The organism is Pseudomonas sp. PKS (genome assembly GCF_051913525.1).
GTDB lineage: Bacteria > Pseudomonadota > Gammaproteobacteria > Pseudomonadales > Pseudomonadaceae > Aquipseudomonas > Aquipseudomonas guariconensis_D.
The window spans coordinates 1-16,303 of record NZ_JBEGDO010000015.1; the positions used below are offsets into that span (position 1 = coordinate 1).

The 16,303-nt window shown below is 62.9% G+C and carries 14 protein-coding genes and 1 tRNA gene; all 15 read right to left on the minus strand.

Annotated features, from left to right (window positions below):
* Positions 1–160: 160 nt before the first annotated feature.
* Positions 161–251, minus strand: a tRNA-Ser gene (locus ABOA88_RS15910).
* A 72-nt stretch (positions 252–323) separates the two neighbouring features.
* Positions 324–512, minus strand: a complete 189-nt coding sequence (gene csrA, locus ABOA88_RS15915; RefSeq protein WP_043209419.1) for a carbon storage regulator CsrA — start codon at positions 510–512, stop codon at positions 324–326.
* Between the two features lie 168 nt (positions 513–680).
* Complete coding sequence (locus ABOA88_RS15920; protein ID WP_043209416.1) at positions 681–1,916, minus strand: aspartate kinase; 1,236 nt, start codon at positions 1,914–1,916, stop codon at positions 681–683.
* A gap of 86 nt (positions 1,917–2,002) precedes the next feature.
* Positions 2,003–4,627 (minus strand): alanine--tRNA ligase, encoded by a 2,625-nt coding sequence (alaS, locus tag ABOA88_RS15925; protein ID WP_196168938.1) that lies wholly within the window; start codon positions 4,625–4,627, stop codon positions 2,003–2,005.
* Between the two features lie 432 nt (positions 4,628–5,059).
* Complete coding sequence (astE, locus tag ABOA88_RS15930; protein ID WP_196168937.1) at positions 5,060–6,067, minus strand: succinylglutamate desuccinylase; 1,008 nt, start codon at positions 6,065–6,067, stop codon at positions 5,060–5,062.
* Positions 6,068–6,078: 11 nt separating this feature from the next.
* Positions 6,079–6,366, minus strand: a complete 288-nt coding sequence (locus ABOA88_RS15935) for a topoisomerase II (RefSeq protein WP_070092494.1) — start codon at positions 6,364–6,366, stop codon at positions 6,079–6,081.
* A 13-nt stretch (positions 6,367–6,379) separates the two neighbouring features.
* Complete coding sequence (gene astB / locus ABOA88_RS15940; protein WP_196168936.1) at positions 6,380–7,729, minus strand: N-succinylarginine dihydrolase; 1,350 nt, start codon at positions 7,727–7,729, stop codon at positions 6,380–6,382.
* A gap of 23 nt (positions 7,730–7,752) precedes the next feature.
* Positions 7,753–9,216 carry a succinylglutamate-semialdehyde dehydrogenase gene (gene astD, locus ABOA88_RS15945; RefSeq protein ID WP_196168935.1) on the minus strand — a complete coding sequence of 488 codons (1,464 nt, stop codon included), beginning with the start codon at positions 9,214–9,216 and terminating at the stop codon, positions 7,753–7,755.
* The gene (gene astA, locus ABOA88_RS15950) at positions 9,217–10,242 is read right to left on the minus strand and encodes an arginine N-succinyltransferase (RefSeq protein ID WP_043209403.1); all 1,026 of its coding nucleotides are present in this window, start codon (positions 10,240–10,242) and stop codon (positions 9,217–9,219) included.
* 81 nt (positions 10,243–10,323) lie between these two features.
* Positions 10,324–11,343 carry an arginine/ornithine succinyltransferase subunit alpha gene (gene aruF, locus ABOA88_RS15955; protein WP_043209401.1) on the minus strand — a complete coding sequence of 340 codons (1,020 nt, stop codon included), beginning with the start codon at positions 11,341–11,343 and terminating at the stop codon, positions 10,324–10,326.
* A 148-nt stretch (positions 11,344–11,491) separates the two neighbouring features.
* A complete protein-coding gene (locus ABOA88_RS15960; protein ID WP_196168933.1) occupies positions 11,492–12,712 on the minus strand; it encodes an aspartate aminotransferase family protein in 1,221 nt (406 codons plus the stop codon).
* Positions 12,713–13,039: 327 nt separating this feature from the next.
* Positions 13,040–14,020 (minus strand): transcriptional regulator ArgR, encoded by a 981-nt coding sequence (gene argR / locus ABOA88_RS15965; protein WP_196168932.1) that lies wholly within the window; start codon positions 14,018–14,020, stop codon positions 13,040–13,042.
* A 99-nt stretch (positions 14,021–14,119) separates the two neighbouring features.
* On the minus strand, positions 14,120–14,884 hold the full coding sequence (locus tag ABOA88_RS15970) for an ABC transporter ATP-binding protein (RefSeq protein WP_043209394.1): 765 nt from the start codon (positions 14,882–14,884) through the stop codon (positions 14,120–14,122).
* 22 nt (positions 14,885–14,906) lie between these two features.
* The gene (locus ABOA88_RS15975; protein WP_043209392.1) at positions 14,907–15,605 is read right to left on the minus strand and encodes an ABC transporter permease; all 699 of its coding nucleotides are present in this window, start codon (positions 15,603–15,605) and stop codon (positions 14,907–14,909) included.
* Positions 15,602–16,291, minus strand: a complete 690-nt coding sequence (locus ABOA88_RS15980) for an ABC transporter permease (RefSeq protein ID WP_043209390.1) — start codon at positions 16,289–16,291, stop codon at positions 15,602–15,604. Before ABOA88_RS15980 ends, ABOA88_RS15975 begins: the two co-directional genes overlap by 4 nt.
* Between the last annotated feature and the right edge of the window lie 12 nt (positions 16,292–16,303).

The following is a 16,303-nucleotide window of genomic DNA, read 5'->3' on the forward strand; positions in this document are numbered from 1 at the left end:
CTCCGACCGCTCGGTTCGTAGCCGAGTACTCTATCCAGCTGAGCTATGAGTCCGTGTCTTGCCGCGCATTATAGTTCGCCAAATCGTTTTGCCAAGCACTTTTTCGTTTAATTTCAACGACTTAAGTGATCCGGCCAATTACAGCGCCCTACACGAAAAATGGCGGTGAAGGGGGGATTCGAACCCCCGATACCCTTATGAGGTATACTCCCTTAGCAGGGGAGCGCCTTCGGCCACTCGGCCACCTCACCGCAACACGGGGCGTATAATAACCAGACCCTTCCCCGTTTGCAAACCCTTTTTTGAAAAAAAATCGATAAAAATTAAAGGGTTGGTTCTTCGTCCTTCTCTTTCTTGATCCGCAGGTAGATTTCTTCGCGGTGAACGGCCACTTCTTTAGGGGCGCTCACACCGATACGCACCTGGTTGCCTTTGACACCCAGGACCGTCACGGTGATCTCACCGTCTCCAATGATCAGGCTCTCGGCGCACCGACGAGTCAGAATCAACATAACTTTCTCCTCACGCAATTCAATCAGGGGCAACAGTCTGTAATGGGCTGGGCCGAGGCCGGGAACAGCAGCAGGCCCAGGTGAGCCATCGCGCGAGGCAGGACAGGTACCTGCGCAACAGCCAGAAACGCGAAGGGCGCGGCAAGCCGCGCCCCTCCAGGCAGCGTCTTACTCGCCCTGTCGGGCAGGAGCATCAAGTTCGAACGCGGTGTGCAGCGCGCGAACAGCCAGCTCCAGATACTTCTCTTCGATGACGACCGAGACTTTGATCTCGGAGGTGGAGATCATCTGGATGTTGATGCTCTCCTTGGCCAGGGCTTCGAACATGCGGCTGGCGACACCCGCGTGGGAGCGCATGCCGACGCCGACGATGGAAACCTTGGCGATGTTGGTGTCGCCGATCACTTCACGCGCGCCGATTTCACGGGCGGTGTTCTCCAGCACGCTATGCGCCTTCTCGTACTCGTTGCGGTGCACGGTGAAGGTGAAGTCGGTGGTGTTATCGTGCGAGACGTTCTGCACGATCATGTCGACTTCGATGTTCGCCGCGCTGATCGGACCGAGGATCTTGAAGGCAACGCCCGGGGTATCCGGCACGCCGCGAATGGTCAGCTTGGCTTCATCACGGTTGAAGGCGATACCGGAAATGATCGGCTGTTCCATGGATTCCTCTTCATCAATGGTAATGAGGGTACCCGGACCCTCCTTGAAGCTGTGCAGCACGCGCAGCGGAACGTTGTACTTGCCTGCGAACTCGACCGAGCGGATCTGCAGCACCTTGGAGCCGAGGCTGGCCATTTCCAGCATCTCCTCGAAGGTGATCTTCTCCAGGCGCTGTGCCTGTGGCACCACGCGCGGGTCAGTGGTGTAGACACCATCGACATCGGTGTAGATCTGGCACTCGTCGGCCTTGAGCGCTGCCGCCAGGGCCACGCCGGTGGTATCGGAGCCACCACGACCGAGGGTGGTGATATTGCCGTGCTCGTCGACACCCTGGAAACCTGCCACCACGACCACGCGACCGGCCTTGAGGTCGGCGCGAATTTTCTGGTCGTCGATCTGCAGGATGCGCGCCTTGTTGTGCGCACTATCGGTGAGGATTCGCACCTGGTTGCCGGTGTAGGACACTGCCGGCACGCCACGCTTGATCAGGGCCATGGTCAACAGGGCAATAGTCACCTGTTCGCCAGTCGATACGATCACATCCAGCTCTCGCGGGACGGGATGATCGGTAATCTGCTTGGCCAGGTCGATCAGGCGATTGGTTTCTCCGCTCATGGCCGACAGCACTACCACCAGGTCGGTGCCTTGGTCGCGGAATTTCTTGACCTTGTCGGCAACCTGCTCGATCCGCTCGATGGAACCGACAGAGGTGCCGCCAAATTTCTGTACGATCAACGCCATTTCAAAGCTGCCTCAGCCCACGATGGGCACCCAATAAACAATCCATCACGCCAAGGCCCACTACTAGACAGTGGGCCTCGGTCATCTCAAAGCCCCTGCTCGGCGAACGGCACGGCCAGGGCCAGGGCATCGTCCAGCGCGGCGACGTCGACGCCACCACCCTGGGCCATGTCCGGACGGCCACCGCCCTTGCCACCGACTTTCGCAGCGGCCTGTTTCATCAGGTCACCAGCCTTGAGTTGGCTGGAGAGGTCCTTGGTCACGCCGGCCACCAGCACGACCTTGCCCTCATGCTCGCTGCCCAGCAGGATCACTGCGTGGCCGAGCTTGTTCTTCAACTGATCGACCAGGGCCAACAGGGCCTTGCCGTCCTGCCCATCCAGGCGTGCGGCGAGAACCTTGGCGCCCTTGACCTCAACGGCCGCGTTGGAGAGATCGTCCCCGGCGGCGCTGGCGGCCTTGGCCTGCAGCTGCTCGAGCTGCTTTTCCAACTGACGGTTGCGCTCGAGCACAGCCGACAGCTTGTCGATCAGGTTGTCACGATTGCCCTTGACCAGCTGCGCGGCCTCCTTGACCTGCTCTTCGGCAGTGTTCAGGTAAGCCAGCGCGGCGGCGCCGGTGATCGCTTCGATACGACGCACGCCAGAGGCCACGCCGCCTTCGCTGATGATCTTGAACAGGCTGATATCACCGGTGCGCTTGGCGTGGATACCACCGCACAGCTCCACCGAGAAATCCCCGCCCATGGTCAGTACGCGCACGGTGTCGCCATACTTCTCACCGAACAGGGCCATGGCGCCCTTGCGCTTGGCGGTTTCGATGTCGGTGATCTCGGTTTCCACCGGAGTATTCTTGCGCACTTCGCGGTTGACGATGTCTTCCAGCGCCTTGATCTGCTCAGGCTTCACCGCCTCGAAGTGGCTGAAGTCGAAACGCAGACGCTGGCTGTCGACCAACGAACCCTTCTGCTGGACATGCTCGCCCAACACCTGGCGCAGCGCTTCGTGCAGCAGGTGAGTGGCGGAGTGGTTCAGCGAGGTGGCGTGCTGCACGTCGGCATCGACCTGCGCCTCGACCTCGGCCCCCACGCTCAGCGCGCCATTGGCGACAACGCCGTGGTGCAGGAAGGCGCCACCGGTCTTGGTGGTGTCACGCACATCGAAACGCATGCCGCCGGCCTGCAAGTAACCGGTGTCACCCACCTGGCCGCCGGACTCGGCGTAGAACGGGGTGCGATCCAGGATCACGACGCCCTGCTCGCCTTCGCCCAGTCGCTCGACGGACTGACCATCCTTGTACAGGGCAACGACCTTGCCCTTGCCTTCGGTGGCGCTGTAGCCGAGGAAGTCGGTGGCTACGTCAACCTTCACCAGGCTGTTGTAGTCCATGCCGAAGGCACTGGCAGAACGGGCACGCTCGCGCTGGGCCTCCATCTCGCGCTCGAAGCCGGCTTCGTCGATGGTCAGCTCGCGCTCGCGGGCGATGTCGGCGGTGAGGTCCATGGGGAAGCCGTAGGTGTCGTACAGCTTGAACACCACGTCACCCGGCACTACATCGCCCTTGAGCTGGGCCAGGTCCTGTTCGAGGATGCGCAGGCCCTGCTCCAGGGTCTTGGCGAACTGCTCTTCCTCGGTCTTGAGGACGCGCTCGATGTGTGCCTGCTGGGCTTTGAGCTCAGGGAAGGCTTCGCCCATCTCGGCCACCAGGGCCGCGACGATCTGGTAGAAGAAGCTGCCCTTGGCGCCGAGCTTGTTACCGTGACGGCATGCACGACGGATGATGCGGCGCAGCACATAGCCGCGGCCCTCGTTGGACGGCAGTACGCCATCGGCGATCAGGAAGCCGCAGGAACGGATGTGGTCGGCGACGACTTTCAGCGAAGGCTGATCGTCGTTGCTGCAACCGATGGCCTTGGCCGCGGCGGCCAGCAGGCTGCGGAACAGGTCGATCTCGTAGTTCGAGTGCACGTGCTGCATGACCGCACTGATGCGCTCCAGGCCCATGCCGGTGTCGACCGACGGGGCCGGCAGCGGGTGCAGGACGCCATCGGCGGTGCGGTTGAACTGCATGAAGACGTTGTTCCAGATCTCGATGTAGCGGTCGCCGTCCTCTTCTGGCGAGCCGGGTGGGCCGCCCCAGATGTCCGGGCCGTGGTCGTAGAAGATCTCGGTGCATGGACCGCATGGGCCGGTGTCGCCCATGGTCCAGAAGTTGTCGGAAGCGTAAGGAGCCCCCTTGTTGTCACCGATGCGAACCATGCGCTCGGCCGGCACGCCGACTTCCTTGGTCCAGATGTCGTAGGCTTCGTCGTCGCTGGCGTAGACGGTGACCCAGAGCTTTTCCTTCGGCAGGTTCAGCCACTTGTCGGAGGTCAGGAAGGTCCAGGCGAAGGTAATGGCGTCGCGCTTGAAGTAGTCACCGAAGCTGAAATTGCCCAGCATTTCGAAGAACGTGTGGTGACGAGCGGTATAACCGACGTTTTCCAGGTCGTTGTGCTTGCCGCCGGCGCGTACGCACTTCTGGCTGCTCACGGCACGGGTGTAGGCGCGCTTCTCCGCACCCAGGAAGCAGTCCTTGAACTGGTTCATGCCTGCGTTGGTGAACAGCAGAGTCGGGTCGTTGTTCGGGATCAGCGAACTGGAGGCGACTCGGGTATGTCCCTGCTCTTCGAAGAAGCGAAGGAAGGCTTCACGGATTTCGGCGCTTTTCATAGGTTCTTCCACGGAAACGGCGGCCCTAGGGGGCAAACACGTCGACGAAACGACGGCAAAGGGCCGCATTATATCGGTCCTGCAAGCAAGGTGCAGTGTGTTTATGCGATAGAAAGCGTCGTTTGGACGGCTTTTAAGGCGCCTGCAAACGAAAATGACATGGCCGGATGCTAAATGCAGCCTTTCGCCACTGGCAAGCCCATTACCGCCCAAGGGAAGGGAAAATGGAACAGACGGTGAATGAAAAGGTTTTTATCAGCGATCAGGGGCCAGGATCGGGCTCCTCACCTCCTTAGCATCTTCCCTCCAGCGACCGCCTTCCCTCCCTGCCGCCGCTCTTGGCCTTGGGCAAGGTTCAGTATCTGGACATGGGCCTGGCCAGAGGACGGCACGGACGCGTCAGGCCTGGAAGCTCGAGAGTCTGTGAACGCGTCAGCCGAGCTCACCGGCCAACGCAGGCACGATCAAGATGCCAGCGCGCAGCCCATTCCTGACCTTGGGGTTCGGGAAAATGATGCGCGCTCCCTCCTCCTCGACCACCCAGCGCATTTCGGCCAGGTCCTCAGCCAGCAGATAGCCCTTGCTGAGCTCGGAGAAGTTCTCGATGTCAGCGGGCAGGTGCAGATGGAAGTTGTCGCTGTGCTTGATGATCTCGCGGGCGACGCTGAACAGCTGCAAGCCATCAAGGCTCTCTTCGCCCTCAGGCTCGTTGCCCTCGATGACCTGCAGTAACCGCGCCTGCAGCCGGTCGAGGTTGACCTGCTGGTTATGGCCGAAAGGTCGCGCCTTGCCCAACTCCAGAGTGAAGGCCTCAGCCTCCAGTTGCTCGTAAGTAAACGCACTGAAGGTGATGGAGGATTTGTTCTGCAACAACACAGCCTCCATGCCCGCAGCGTTCAACCGGGCCAGCTCACGACGAGAATGGCGGCGGCCTTCCTTGTAGGGGTACAGGGCGAATTGCTCGATCTTGGAACCCCGGATCGCCGTGTGCAGATCGTAATGCAGGCGGGTACGCCCCGGTTGACTGAAGAATACCCGGGCGAACTGCTCCAGCTCCGCCGCGCGCAAGGCTTCGGCGCCACTGGACAGCTCGTGGCGACCATTGAACAGCCGATTGATGTCCTGCTCGACATAGCGCTCGCCCTTGCGGATCGCCTCGGGATTGCCGAACAGGAACAGTACGCGCGCCCGCGGCTTGATCTCGCCACGGGCCACGCCATGAAGCAACTCGTCGAGCAACTCGATGGGTGCGGTTTCGTTGCCGTGGATACCCGCCGACAACAGCAGATCCAGGCCGTTGTCCTTGCCTTCGGGCGGGCGCACCTCGAGGGCGCCCTCCCCCAGCCAGCGCAAACGCACGCCCTCGACCGTCACTTGCGTTTTCTCGGCCGGTTCATGGTCGGCCAGGGTCAGGTCAAGCAGTTTTCCGAGGGCGAGCATAGGGCATTTCCTTAGTGATGGTGACCGCAATCCGGGCCATGCACGTGGTCGTCGTCACCGACTTCAGCCGGTTCCATTTCCAGCTGCAGGCTGACCAGGTTGGTAGCCATGGGGCGCAGCAGCAGGTTGGCGTATTCGGCATCGCCTTCCTCCACGTCGACGCCGATCAGCAGCTGGCCGCGACCATCCTGCTGGATCCAGACTTCCTTGCCTTGCCAGACCACGGCAAAGCGAGTGCAGGAGGTTTCCAGCTGGGTACCATCGTTGTCTTCAAGGATCAGCCGCAGGGCATCGGACATTGCAAGTTCTCTCTCAAGGTTGGCGTTGGAACGGATAGACCGAACCCAGTTTCAGGATCTGGGTCAGTTCATCCAGTGCCGTACGGCATTCGTCCAGCAATTGCGGGTCGGCCAAGTCTGCTTCGCCCAAGCGATCGCGGTAGTGCTTGTCGACCCACTGGACCAAGGTGTCGTACAGCGGCGCGGTCATGATAACGCCTGGATTGACCGCCGCCAGTTCGTTGTCCTTCAACGCGACCCGCAGACGCAGGCAAGCCGGGCCACCGCCGTTCTGCATGCTCTGCTTGAGGTCGAACACCTTGACCTCCTTCACCGGGCCACCCTGGCTGGTCAACTGCCCCAGGTAGGACCATACCCGCTCGTTGTTACGGCACTCTTCCGGCACCACCAGCAACATGGAGCCATCATCGCGGCTGAGCAACTGGCTGTTGAACAGGTAGGAGCGCACCGCGTCTTCCACCGTCACCGCGGCCCGCGGCACACGGATCGCCTGGAAGTTGCCGCCCTTGCTGGCCAGTTTAGCCTGCAGTTGGCCAAGCACCGTGTCGGTCTCGAGGAAGGCGTCCTCGTGGTAGAACAGCACCTCGCCATTTCCTACCGAAATCACATCGTTGTGGAACACACCCTGATCGATCACCGCCGGGTTCTGTTGAGCGTAGACCACACCGTCGTCGGCGAGCCCGTGCAGCCGCGCCACGGCCTGGGACGCTTCCAGGGTCTGGCGCGCCGGGTACTTCTGCGGCGCCGGATAACGACTGTCGAAGGCACTGCGCCCGTAGACGAAGAATTCCACGCCCGGCTCGCCATAGGCACGGCAGAAGCGCGTGTGGTTGGCCGCACCTTCGTCACCGAATTGGGCGACTGCCGGCAGGGCCTGGTGGTGGGCGAAGTGCTTTTTGTCCGCGAACATGGCGCCCAGCACACGGCTGGTGGTGGGATGCTCGATACTGCGGTGGTACTTGCAGTTCAGGTTGGCAGCGGTGAAATGCACGCGGCCATCGGCGGTGTCGGCGCTAGGGCTGACAGTGGCGGCGTTGGCCACCCACATGCTCGAGGCCGAGCAACTGGCCACCAGCAGGGGCATGGCCTCCTGCGCCGCGCGGCGGATCACCTCGGCGTCGCTGCCGGTGAAGCCCAGGCGACGCAGGGCCGCAACGTCAGGACGCTCTTGCGGGGCCAGCACGCCTTGCTTGAAGCCCATGTCGGCCAGTGCCTTCATCTTCGCCAGGCCTTGGCGCGCCGCTTCACGCGGGTTGGACTGCTGCTGGCTGTTGCTCTGCGAAGCCACGTTGCCGTAGGACAGGCCGCCATAGTTGTGGGTAGGCCCCACCAGGCCATCAAAATTCACTTCGTAGGATTTCATCGGCTAGGCTCCGAGACCTGTTGTTATAGGGTGACGCCCGGCGTCAGGGTCGCCGGCAGAGTGAGGCTCGCGGTCTCCAGCGAAGCCACTGGGTAGGCGCAATAATCAGCCGCATAGTAGGCGCTGGCGCGGTGGTTGCCGCTGGCCCCGACGCCACCGAACGGCGCGCTGCTGGCGGCGCCGGTCAGTTGTTTGTTCCAGTTGACGATGCCGGCGCGGCTGCGCAGCCAGAAGTACTGGTAGCGCGCCCGGGAGTCGGACAGCAGCCCTGCGGCCAGGCCGTACTGGGTGTTGTTGGCCTCGTCGATCGCGGCATCGAAGTCGCTGTAGCGGATCACTTGCAGCAGCGGACCGAAGAATTCTTCGTCCGGGCGGCCGGTCACAGCGGTGACGTCGATGATGCCGGGTGTCAGCAAGGCAGCGCCGGCCTGTGGCTGGGTCATCTCCAGCAGCGCCACGGCCCCTTTACCCAGCAACTCAGCCTGGGCATCCAGCAGTGCGCGGGCGGCCTGCAGCGAAATCACCGACCCCATGAACGGCGCCGGCTGCTGGTCGAACGCACCGACACTGATGGCACGGCTGACCTCGACCAGCCGCGCCAGCAGCGCATCACCCCAGGCGCCTTGCGGCACCAGCAGGCGGCGAGCGCAGGTGCAGCGCTGGCCGGCGGAAATGAAGGCAGACTGGATGATGGTGTAGACCGCAGCGTCCAGATCCTGGACCTCGTCCACCACCAACGGGTTGTTGCCCCCCATCTCCAGGGCGAGGATCTTGTCCGGACGGCCGGCGAACTGCTGGTGCAACAGGTTGCCGGTACGACTGGAGCCCGTGAAGAACAGACCATCGATACCGGGATTGGCGGCCAGCGCGACACCTGTCTCACGGGCGCCTTGAACCAGGTTGAGCACGCCTGCCGGCAGCCCCGCCTCGATCCAGCACTTGACGGTCAGCTCGGCCACCTTGGGCGTCAGCTCACTGGGCTTGAACACCACGCAATTGCCCGCCAGCAAGGCCGGGACGATGTGGCCGTTGGGCAGGTGGCCAGGGAAGTTGTAAGGGCCGAACACCGCCACTACGCCGTGGGGTTTGTGTCGCAGCACGGCGGTGGCGTCGGCCAGTGGCCCGCTCTTTTCGCCCGTGCGCTCACGGTAGCTCTGCACCGAGATGGCCACTTTGTTGACCATGCTGGTGACTTCGGTTGCCGATTCCCACAGAGGTTTGCCCGTTTCCTCACCGATGCAGCGGGCCAGGGCGTCACCATTGGCCTTGAGCTTTTCGGCAAAGGCTTCCAGCACACCGATGCGCGCATCCAGGCTCAACTGAGCCCAAGCTGGAAACGCCTGGCGCGCCGCCTGTACGGCCGCTTGTACTTGGGCCTCATCGGCACCCTGCCCTTCCCAAACTACCGCCTGGGTAACTGGGTTGAGCGATTGCAAGGCCTGGCCCTGCCCGGCCTGCCATTGGCCGGCAATGTAGTGGGTCGTCATTTAGTTGGCCTCCCGGCTGGCGGACAGCGTCACGGCGCGCACACTGTCGCCGGCCCCCAGGCGCAGGCGCTTGGCGGTCTGTGGATCGACCACCAAGGTGCCGGCCGCCAGGCGTGCCGGCGCCGCGGTGATGCGGCAGTCCTCGCGCTTGCGGTTATGAATCAGGTAAGGGGTCGCATCGTCGCCTGGCGTGCCGACCGCCAGCACCAGCGTCTGGCTTTCGCGCACGGCGCGGATCTTCGAGGTTTCGCATTCGATCGCAGGGCCGGCGTCGAAGATGTCGACATAGCCCTGGTAGCTGAAGCCTTCGCGCTTGAGCATGGCCAGCGCAGGCTCGGTGTCGGGGTGCACGCGACCGATGATGTTGCGCGCCGCCTCCGACAGGAAGCAGGTATACAGCGGGAACTTGGGCATCAGCTCGGCGATGAAGGACTTGTTGCCCACTCCGGTGAGGTAGTCGGCCTGGCTGAACTCCATCTTGAAGAAGTGCCGGCCCAGGCTCTCCCAGAATGGCGAACGACCGTTCTCGTCGGACATGCCACGCATCTCGGCGATGATCTTGTTGCCGAACAGCTCTGGGAACTCGGCGATGAACAGCATGCGCGCCTTGGACAACAGGCGGCCATTGAGGCCACTGCGGTAGTCGCCCCGCAGGAACAGCGAGCACAGCTCGGAGTTGCCCGTCAGGTCGTTGGCCAGGAACAGGGTTGGGATCTCGCGGTAGATCTTCAGCTCCTGGGAGGCGCTGACAGTCAGGCCGACCCGGTAGTTGTACCAGGGCTCGCGCAGACCCACGGCGCCGGCGATGGCGCAGATGCCGACCACCAGGCCTTCGTCGTTCTCCAGCACGAACAGGTAGTCGGTATCAGCGCGCTCGGCCTCACCACGGAAGCTCTTCTCGGCCCAGCCGACACGGTGACCGAGACGACCTTCGTTGGCCGGCAAGGTGGTCAGGCCGGTGCCGGTGCTGCGTGCCAATTCGATCAGCGCGGGTAAGTCGCTGCTGCGTACGGGACGAACGATCATGCTATCTCCTTGTGCGGCGGCTCGTGCCTACCGCGAATCTCTCTGAACCGGCGCCCCGACACGGGCGGGCCGGGCGCAGGCTTAGACGGCGACCAGGCGGACGCTGCCGCCCTCACCGACCCCCAGGGCATCGGCTGCTTCGTGGCTCAGGCTGACCGGTTTGCCCGGTACCCAGTCCAGCTCCAGCAGCACGGCGCGGTAATCCTGCAACTGGCCGTTGCAGACCAGGTAGGCGCGCCCGCCCTTGATCGGGCTGTCGTCGAGCTTTACCGGCACCACCCGGCTCTGGGCGATCGAGCGGATGCCCGAGGTGCGCGCGTGCAACGTCGGGCCACCGTCGAAGATGTCGATGTAGTGCTCGGTCTCGAAGCCTTCGCGCATGAGGATGTCGAAGGTGATCTGCGCCCGGGGATGGACCTGGCCCATGGCCTCTTGGGCCTCGTCGGCCAGCAGCGGCACGTAGATCGGGTAATGAGGCATCAGCTCGGCGAGGAACGTGCGGCTCTTCAGGCCACACAGGCGCTCGGCGTCGGCGTAGTTGAGGTCGAAGAAGTTGCGACCGATGGCGTCCCAGAACGGCGACTCCCCCTGCTCGTCGCTGTAGCCGACGATCTCGGTGACCACCGAATCGGCAAAGCGCTCCGGATGCGAAGCCATGAACAACAGACGACCACGAGAGTTGAGTTCGGCGAAGGCGCTGTTCACCAGCTCCGGCAGCACGTAGAAGCTGGTCAACAGGCTGTTGCCGGTCAGGTCGTGGCACAACGACAGGACGTGGATCTTGTTGTGGATCTTCAGCTCACGCGAGGCGTGCACAAAGGTCTCGTTACGAAAGCTGTAGAACGGCTCGGAGTAGCCCGCCGAGGCGACGATCGCCGAGCAGCCGACGAGCTTGCCGGTTTCGTTGTCTTCGAGCACGAAGAAGTAGCTTTCTTCGCCGTTGAAGCTCACTTCGGCGGCAAAGGACGTTTCCGAGGCGGCGATCTTGTCGCCCAGGCGACCGGCGTCGTCGGGCAGCGAGGTGACACCAATGGGGCTGTCGGCAGCCATGCGCTGCACTTCGTTCAGATCCGCCATTTGCGCGGGGCGCATCACCAGCATGGTGTCACTCCTTTGGGAAAACAGGCCGACGCATCGGCACGGAAAAACAACGGGCGCGCTACTTCATTGGAAAGCGGGCGCCCGCGCAGAAATTCGGGTATCGCCAGCCCCGACCGCAGTCAGGGCCGGCGAAGGTGACCGCGGGCAATCAGCCCTGGGTCAGCTTGGCCACGGCACGCTCGAAGCGCACCAGACCTTCGTCGATGTCGGCATCTTCCACCACCAGGCTCGGGGCGAAGCGCACCACGTCCGGGCCGGCTTGCAGGACCATCACGCCTTCTTTCTCGGCGGCATTGAGGATGTCCTTGGCCTTGCCTTTCCAGGCATCGCTGAGCACGCAACCGATCAGCAGGCCGACGCCACGCACCTGGGTGAACAGGCCGGACTGCTGGCCGATCTTCTCCAGGCGAGACTTGAAGCGCTCGTGCTTGGCCTTGATGCCGGCCAGCGTCTCAGGCGTGTTGACCACGTCGAGCACGGCGCAGGCCACGGCGCAGGCCAGCGGGTTACCGCCATAGGTGGTGCCGTGGGTGCCGACGGCCAGGTGCTTGGCAAGGTCGGTGGTGGTCAGCATGGCGCCAATCGGGAAACCGCCGCCCAGGCTCTTGGCGCTGGTGAGGATGTCCGGGGTCACGCCATAGTGCTGGTAGGCATACAGCGAGCCGGTACGGCCCACGCCGGTCTGCACTTCGTCGAAGATCAGCAGCGCGTTGTGTTCGTCGCACAGCTTGCGCGCGCCTTCCAGGTAGGCCTTGTCAGCGGGAACCACACCACTTTCGCCCTGGATCGGCTCGATCACGACAGCGCAGGTCTTGTCGGAAATCTGGGCTTTCAGCGCTTCGAGGTCGTTGTACGGCACATGGCTGATACCGGTGATCTTCGGACCGAAGCCATCGGAGTACTTGGGCTGGCCACCGACACTGACGGTAAAGAGGGTGCGACCGTGGAAACTGTTCACGGTGGCGATGATCTCGTGCTTCTCCGGACCGAAGCGGTCATGGGCCACGCGACGGGCCAGCTTGAAGGCGGCCTCGTTGGCCTCGGCGCCAGAGTTGCAGAAGAAGGCACGCTCGGCGAAGGTCGCGTCCACCAGCTTGTGGGCCAGGCGCAGGGCCGGCTCGTTGGTGAAGACGTTGGACACATGCCACAGGGTATTGGCCTGCTCGGTCAGGGCCTTGACCAGCGCCGGGTGGCAATGACCCAGGGCGTTCACGGCGATGCCGCCGGCGAAGTCGATCAGTTCGCGACCCGACTGGTCCCAGACTCGGGAGCCCTCGCCTCGCACAGGAATGAAGGCCGCCGGAGAATAGTTGGGAACCATGACCTGGTCGAAATCGGCACGTTGCACCGGGGCTTGCTCAACGGACATCTGAGTCTCCTGAAGAGGAACGCTGGCCTGGAAGTGGCGAGCGATGGGGGGATTGTAAGGACTGATCGGCGCCTGTCCTTGCTGCCAGGCGACAACTTGTTACAGCGCAAAACCCTGTTTCAGGCAGGTTTTCGGCAATGCGACAAACACTGTCGCAATCGCGCAGTGTACGGGAGAGAAAGGGATGGGTGAACGGGTGTTCACACAAGAAGAGCGGCGGCCTTTTCGCGGGCGAGCCCGCCCCACAGGCCGCGCCGGACATCAAAGCCGACGGATACCTGCAGACGTGGGCTCACCTACGAAAAGGCCGACTCGAACGACCAGGAATCAGCCCTTTTCGGCAGGCGCCGAACTGAGCTCGAACGGGCTGGCGCTGCGCCGCTGATTGCGGTCTTCGCGCGGCGTGGCCCCAAAGAAGTTGCGGTAGGCACTGGAGAAATGCGGCCCGGAGGAAAACCCGCACGACAACCCGATCTGGATGATCGACTTGCTGGTTTGCATCAGCATCTGCCGCGCCTTGTTCAGGCGTAGCTCCAGGTAATACTGGCTGGGCACGCGATTGAGGTACTGCTTGAAGATTCGCTCGAGCTGCCGACGGGACACGCACACGTGCTGGGCGATTTCGTCGGTGGTCAGCGGCTCTTCGATATTGGCCTCCATCAACAGCACCGCCTGGGTGAGCTTCGGATGGCTGGAGCCCAGGCGATTCTGCAGCGGAATACGTTGGCGCTCGCCCCCCTCACGGATGCGCTCGACCACCAGCTCTTCGGACACCGCCCCCGCAAGCTCGGCGCCGTGATCACGCGCCAGCACCGCCAGCAGCAGGTCGGTGACTGCCATGCCACCACAAGCGGTCAGGCGATCACGGTCCCAGTCGAACAGGTGACTGGTGGCGATGACCTTGGGAAAGCGCTCGGCAAAGTCATCCTGCCAGCGCCAGTGCACTGCGGCGCGGTAACCATCGAGCAGACCCAGCCCCGCCAGCGGGTACACGCCGGCAGACAGACCACCGATCAGGCAACCGCTGCGCGCCAGTTGCTTGAGCGCCGACGACAGGGCCGAGCCCACCGCCGCTGGCGGCTCATCCGCCAGAAGAAAGAGCTTCTGACAGCCCTCCAGACGACCGTTCCAAGGCTCGCCCGGCAAGCGCCAGGCCCCTTCGGGCGCTGCGTCAGCCTGGAGAAACACCAACTCGTAGGACACATCCGGATGCACCCGCTGGGCGACCTGCAGCACTTCCTCGGCCAGCGCCAGGGTCAGCGGCCGGGTACTGGGCCAGATGAGAAATCCGATTCGCTGGGTGGTCATAGGGCGTGGTCCGAAACCTGGGATCGTTCGTGTCTGTGGCGCCGGGTCAGGCTGCGCTTCGCTGCGCAGCATGCCCTATTCTGGTGCAAGGCGCAGCCTTTACTTCAGGCTGCCGGAAAGAAACTGCTTGAGTCGCTCCGACTGCGGATTGACCAGCACTTCACGCGGGTTGCCGCGCTCTTCCACCAAGCCCTTGTGCAGGAACACCAACTGGTTGGACACCTCACGGGCGAAGCCCATTTCATGAGTCACCACGACCATGGTGCGGCCTTCCTGAGCCAGCGACTGCATGACCTTGAGCACATCGCCCACCAGCTCCGGGTCGAGGGCCGAGGTCGGCTCGTCGAACAGCATCACCTCAGGCTCCATGGCCAGAGCCCGGGCGATCGCGACCCGCTGCTGCTCACCACCGGACATGTGCCCGGGGAAGGCATCCTTGCGATGGGCCACGCCCACCTTGTTCAGGTAGTGCTCGGCCTTTTCCAGCGCTTGCTTGCGGCTCACGCCCAGCACATGCACAGGGGCCTCGATCACGTTCTCCAGCGCCGTCATGTGCGACCAGAGGTTGAAGTGCTGGAACACCATCGACAAGCGCGAACGCATGCGCTGCAACTGCTTGGGGTCGGCAGCCTTGAGCGCGCCATCCTTGCCAGGGACCAGCTTGAGCTCTTCGTTGTTGAGCAGGATCTTCCCGGCGTGCGGCTGCTCGAGCAGGTTGATGCAGCGCAGGAAGGTCGACTTGCCCGAACCACTGGAGCCGATGATGCTGATCACGTCGCCCGCCTTGGCTTCGAGCGAAATGCCCTTGAGCACTTCGTGGCTGCCGTAGCGCTTGTGCAGGTCTTGGACTTGAAGTTTGTACATGCTGTCGGTTCTCACAGAGCGATCAGTGCTTGCGTGGCGCCAGGTAGCTGAGCCAGCGGCGTTCGGCCATCTTGAACAGGCGCACCAGGATGAAGGTCAGGCACAGGTAGAACACACCCGCCGTGATGTAGGCCTCGAAAGGCAGGTAGTACTGGGCATTGACGGTACGTGCCGCGCCCGTGATGTCGATCAGGGTGACGATCGAGGCCAGGCTGGTGGTCTGAAGCATCATGATCACCTCGTTGCTGTACTGCGGCAGCGCCCGGCGCAGGGCCGACGGCAGCAGGATGCGGCGGTACATCATCATGCGCGACATGCCCATGGCCTTGGCCGCTTCGATCTCACCGTGCGGGGTGGCCCGCAGACTGCCAGCGATGATCTCGGCCGTATAGGCGCTGGTGTTGATCGCAAAGGCCAGGCACGCACAGAAGGTCGCACTCGACAGCCACGGCCAAAGGAAGCTTTCGCGCACGGCTTCGAACTGCGCCAGGCCGTAGTAGATCAGGAACAGTTGCACGAGCATCGGCGTGCCACGGATCACATAGGTATAGAGCCAGGCGACCAGGCTCACCAGCGGCTGCTTGGAGACGCGCATCAGACCCAGGGGAATGGCCGTCAGCAAGCCGAAGAACAGCGACAGCGCCAACAGCTTCAAGGTGGTCAGCAGGCCGCCCAGGTAAAGGGGCATGGCCTCCCAGATGACGTTGTAGTCGAAGATCATAGTTCAGCCACCTTTACGCCCACCGAATAGCGTCGCTCGAGGTACTTCAGGGCCAGCAGCGAGATACTGGTGAGCACCAGGTACAGTGCCGCCACTGCCAGGAAGAAGGTAAAAGGCTCGCGCGTGGCGTCGGCCGCCTGTTTCGCCTTGAACATCATGTCCTGCAGGCCGACCACCGAGATCAGCGCCGTGGCCTTGGTCAGCACCAGCCAGTTGTTGGTGAAGCCCGGGATCGCCAGACGGATCATCTGCGGCACCATGATGCGGAAGAAAACCTGCATCCCGCTCATGCCATAGGCCATGCCCGCCTCAGCCTGCCCCTTGGGAATACCCAAGAAGGCGCCGCGGAAGGTTTCCGAAAGGTATGCACCGAAAATGAAGCCCAAGGTGCCCACGCCGGCCACCAACGGATTGAGGTCGATGTAGTCTTCATAGCCGACCAGCGGCGCAATGCGGTTGATCAGATCCTGACCGCCATAGAAGATCAGCAGGATCAGCACCAGGTCTGGAATGCCACGGATCACCGTGGCGTACATATCGCCCAGCCAGGCCAACCAGCGCACTGGCGACAAACGCAGCGCCACGCCGATCAGGCCAAGCACGATGGCCAGGGCCATCGACGACAGGGCGAGCTGTAGCGTCAGCCATGCCCCATCGAGGATGACTGCCCCGTAGCCTTTCAACATGATTGGGATTCC

Excerpts from the sequence above, each read along its gene's own strand:
- csrA (WP_043209419.1), bottom strand. The coding sequence starts at position 512 with ATGTTGATTCTGACTCGTCGGTGCGCCGAGAGCCTGATCATTGGAGAC.
- argR (WP_196168932.1), bottom strand. The coding sequence starts at position 14,020 with ATGACCACCCAGCGAATCGGATTTCTCATCTGGCCCAGTACCCGGCCG.
- ABOA88_RS15960 (WP_196168933.1), bottom strand. The coding sequence starts at position 12,712 with ATGTCCGTTGAGCAAGCCCCGGTGCAACGTGCCGATTTCGACCAGGTC.
- astA (WP_043209403.1), bottom strand. The coding sequence starts at position 10,242 with ATGATCGTTCGTCCCGTACGCAGCAGCGACTTACCCGCGCTGATCGAA.
- astD (WP_196168935.1), bottom strand. The coding sequence starts at position 9,216 with ATGACGACCCACTACATTGCCGGCCAATGGCAGGCCGGGCAGGGCCAG.
- astE (WP_196168937.1), bottom strand. The coding sequence starts at position 6,067 with ATGCTCGCCCTCGGAAAACTGCTTGACCTGACCCTGGCCGACCATGAA.
- ABOA88_RS15970 (WP_043209394.1), bottom strand. The coding sequence starts at position 14,884 with ATGTACAAACTTCAAGTCCAAGACCTGCACAAGCGCTACGGCAGCCAC.
- alaS (WP_196168938.1), bottom strand. The coding sequence starts at position 4,627 with ATGAAAAGCGCCGAAATCCGTGAAGCCTTCCTTCGCTTCTTCGAAGAG.
- ABOA88_RS15980 (WP_043209390.1), bottom strand. The coding sequence starts at position 16,291 with ATGTTGAAAGGCTACGGGGCAGTCATCCTCGATGGGGCATGGCTGACG.
- ABOA88_RS15975 (WP_043209392.1), bottom strand. The coding sequence starts at position 15,605 with ATGATCTTCGACTACAACGTCATCTGGGAGGCCATGCCCCTTTACCTG.
- aruF (WP_043209401.1), bottom strand. The coding sequence starts at position 11,343 with ATGCTGGTGATGCGCCCCGCGCAAATGGCGGATCTGAACGAAGTGCAG.
- ABOA88_RS15935 (WP_070092494.1), bottom strand. The coding sequence starts at position 6,366 with ATGTCCGATGCCCTGCGGCTGATCCTTGAAGACAACGATGGTACCCAG.
- ABOA88_RS15920 (WP_043209416.1), bottom strand. The coding sequence starts at position 1,916 with ATGGCGTTGATCGTACAGAAATTTGGCGGCACCTCTGTCGGTTCCATC.
- astB (WP_196168936.1), bottom strand. The coding sequence starts at position 7,729 with ATGAAATCCTACGAAGTGAATTTTGATGGCCTGGTGGGGCCTACCCAC.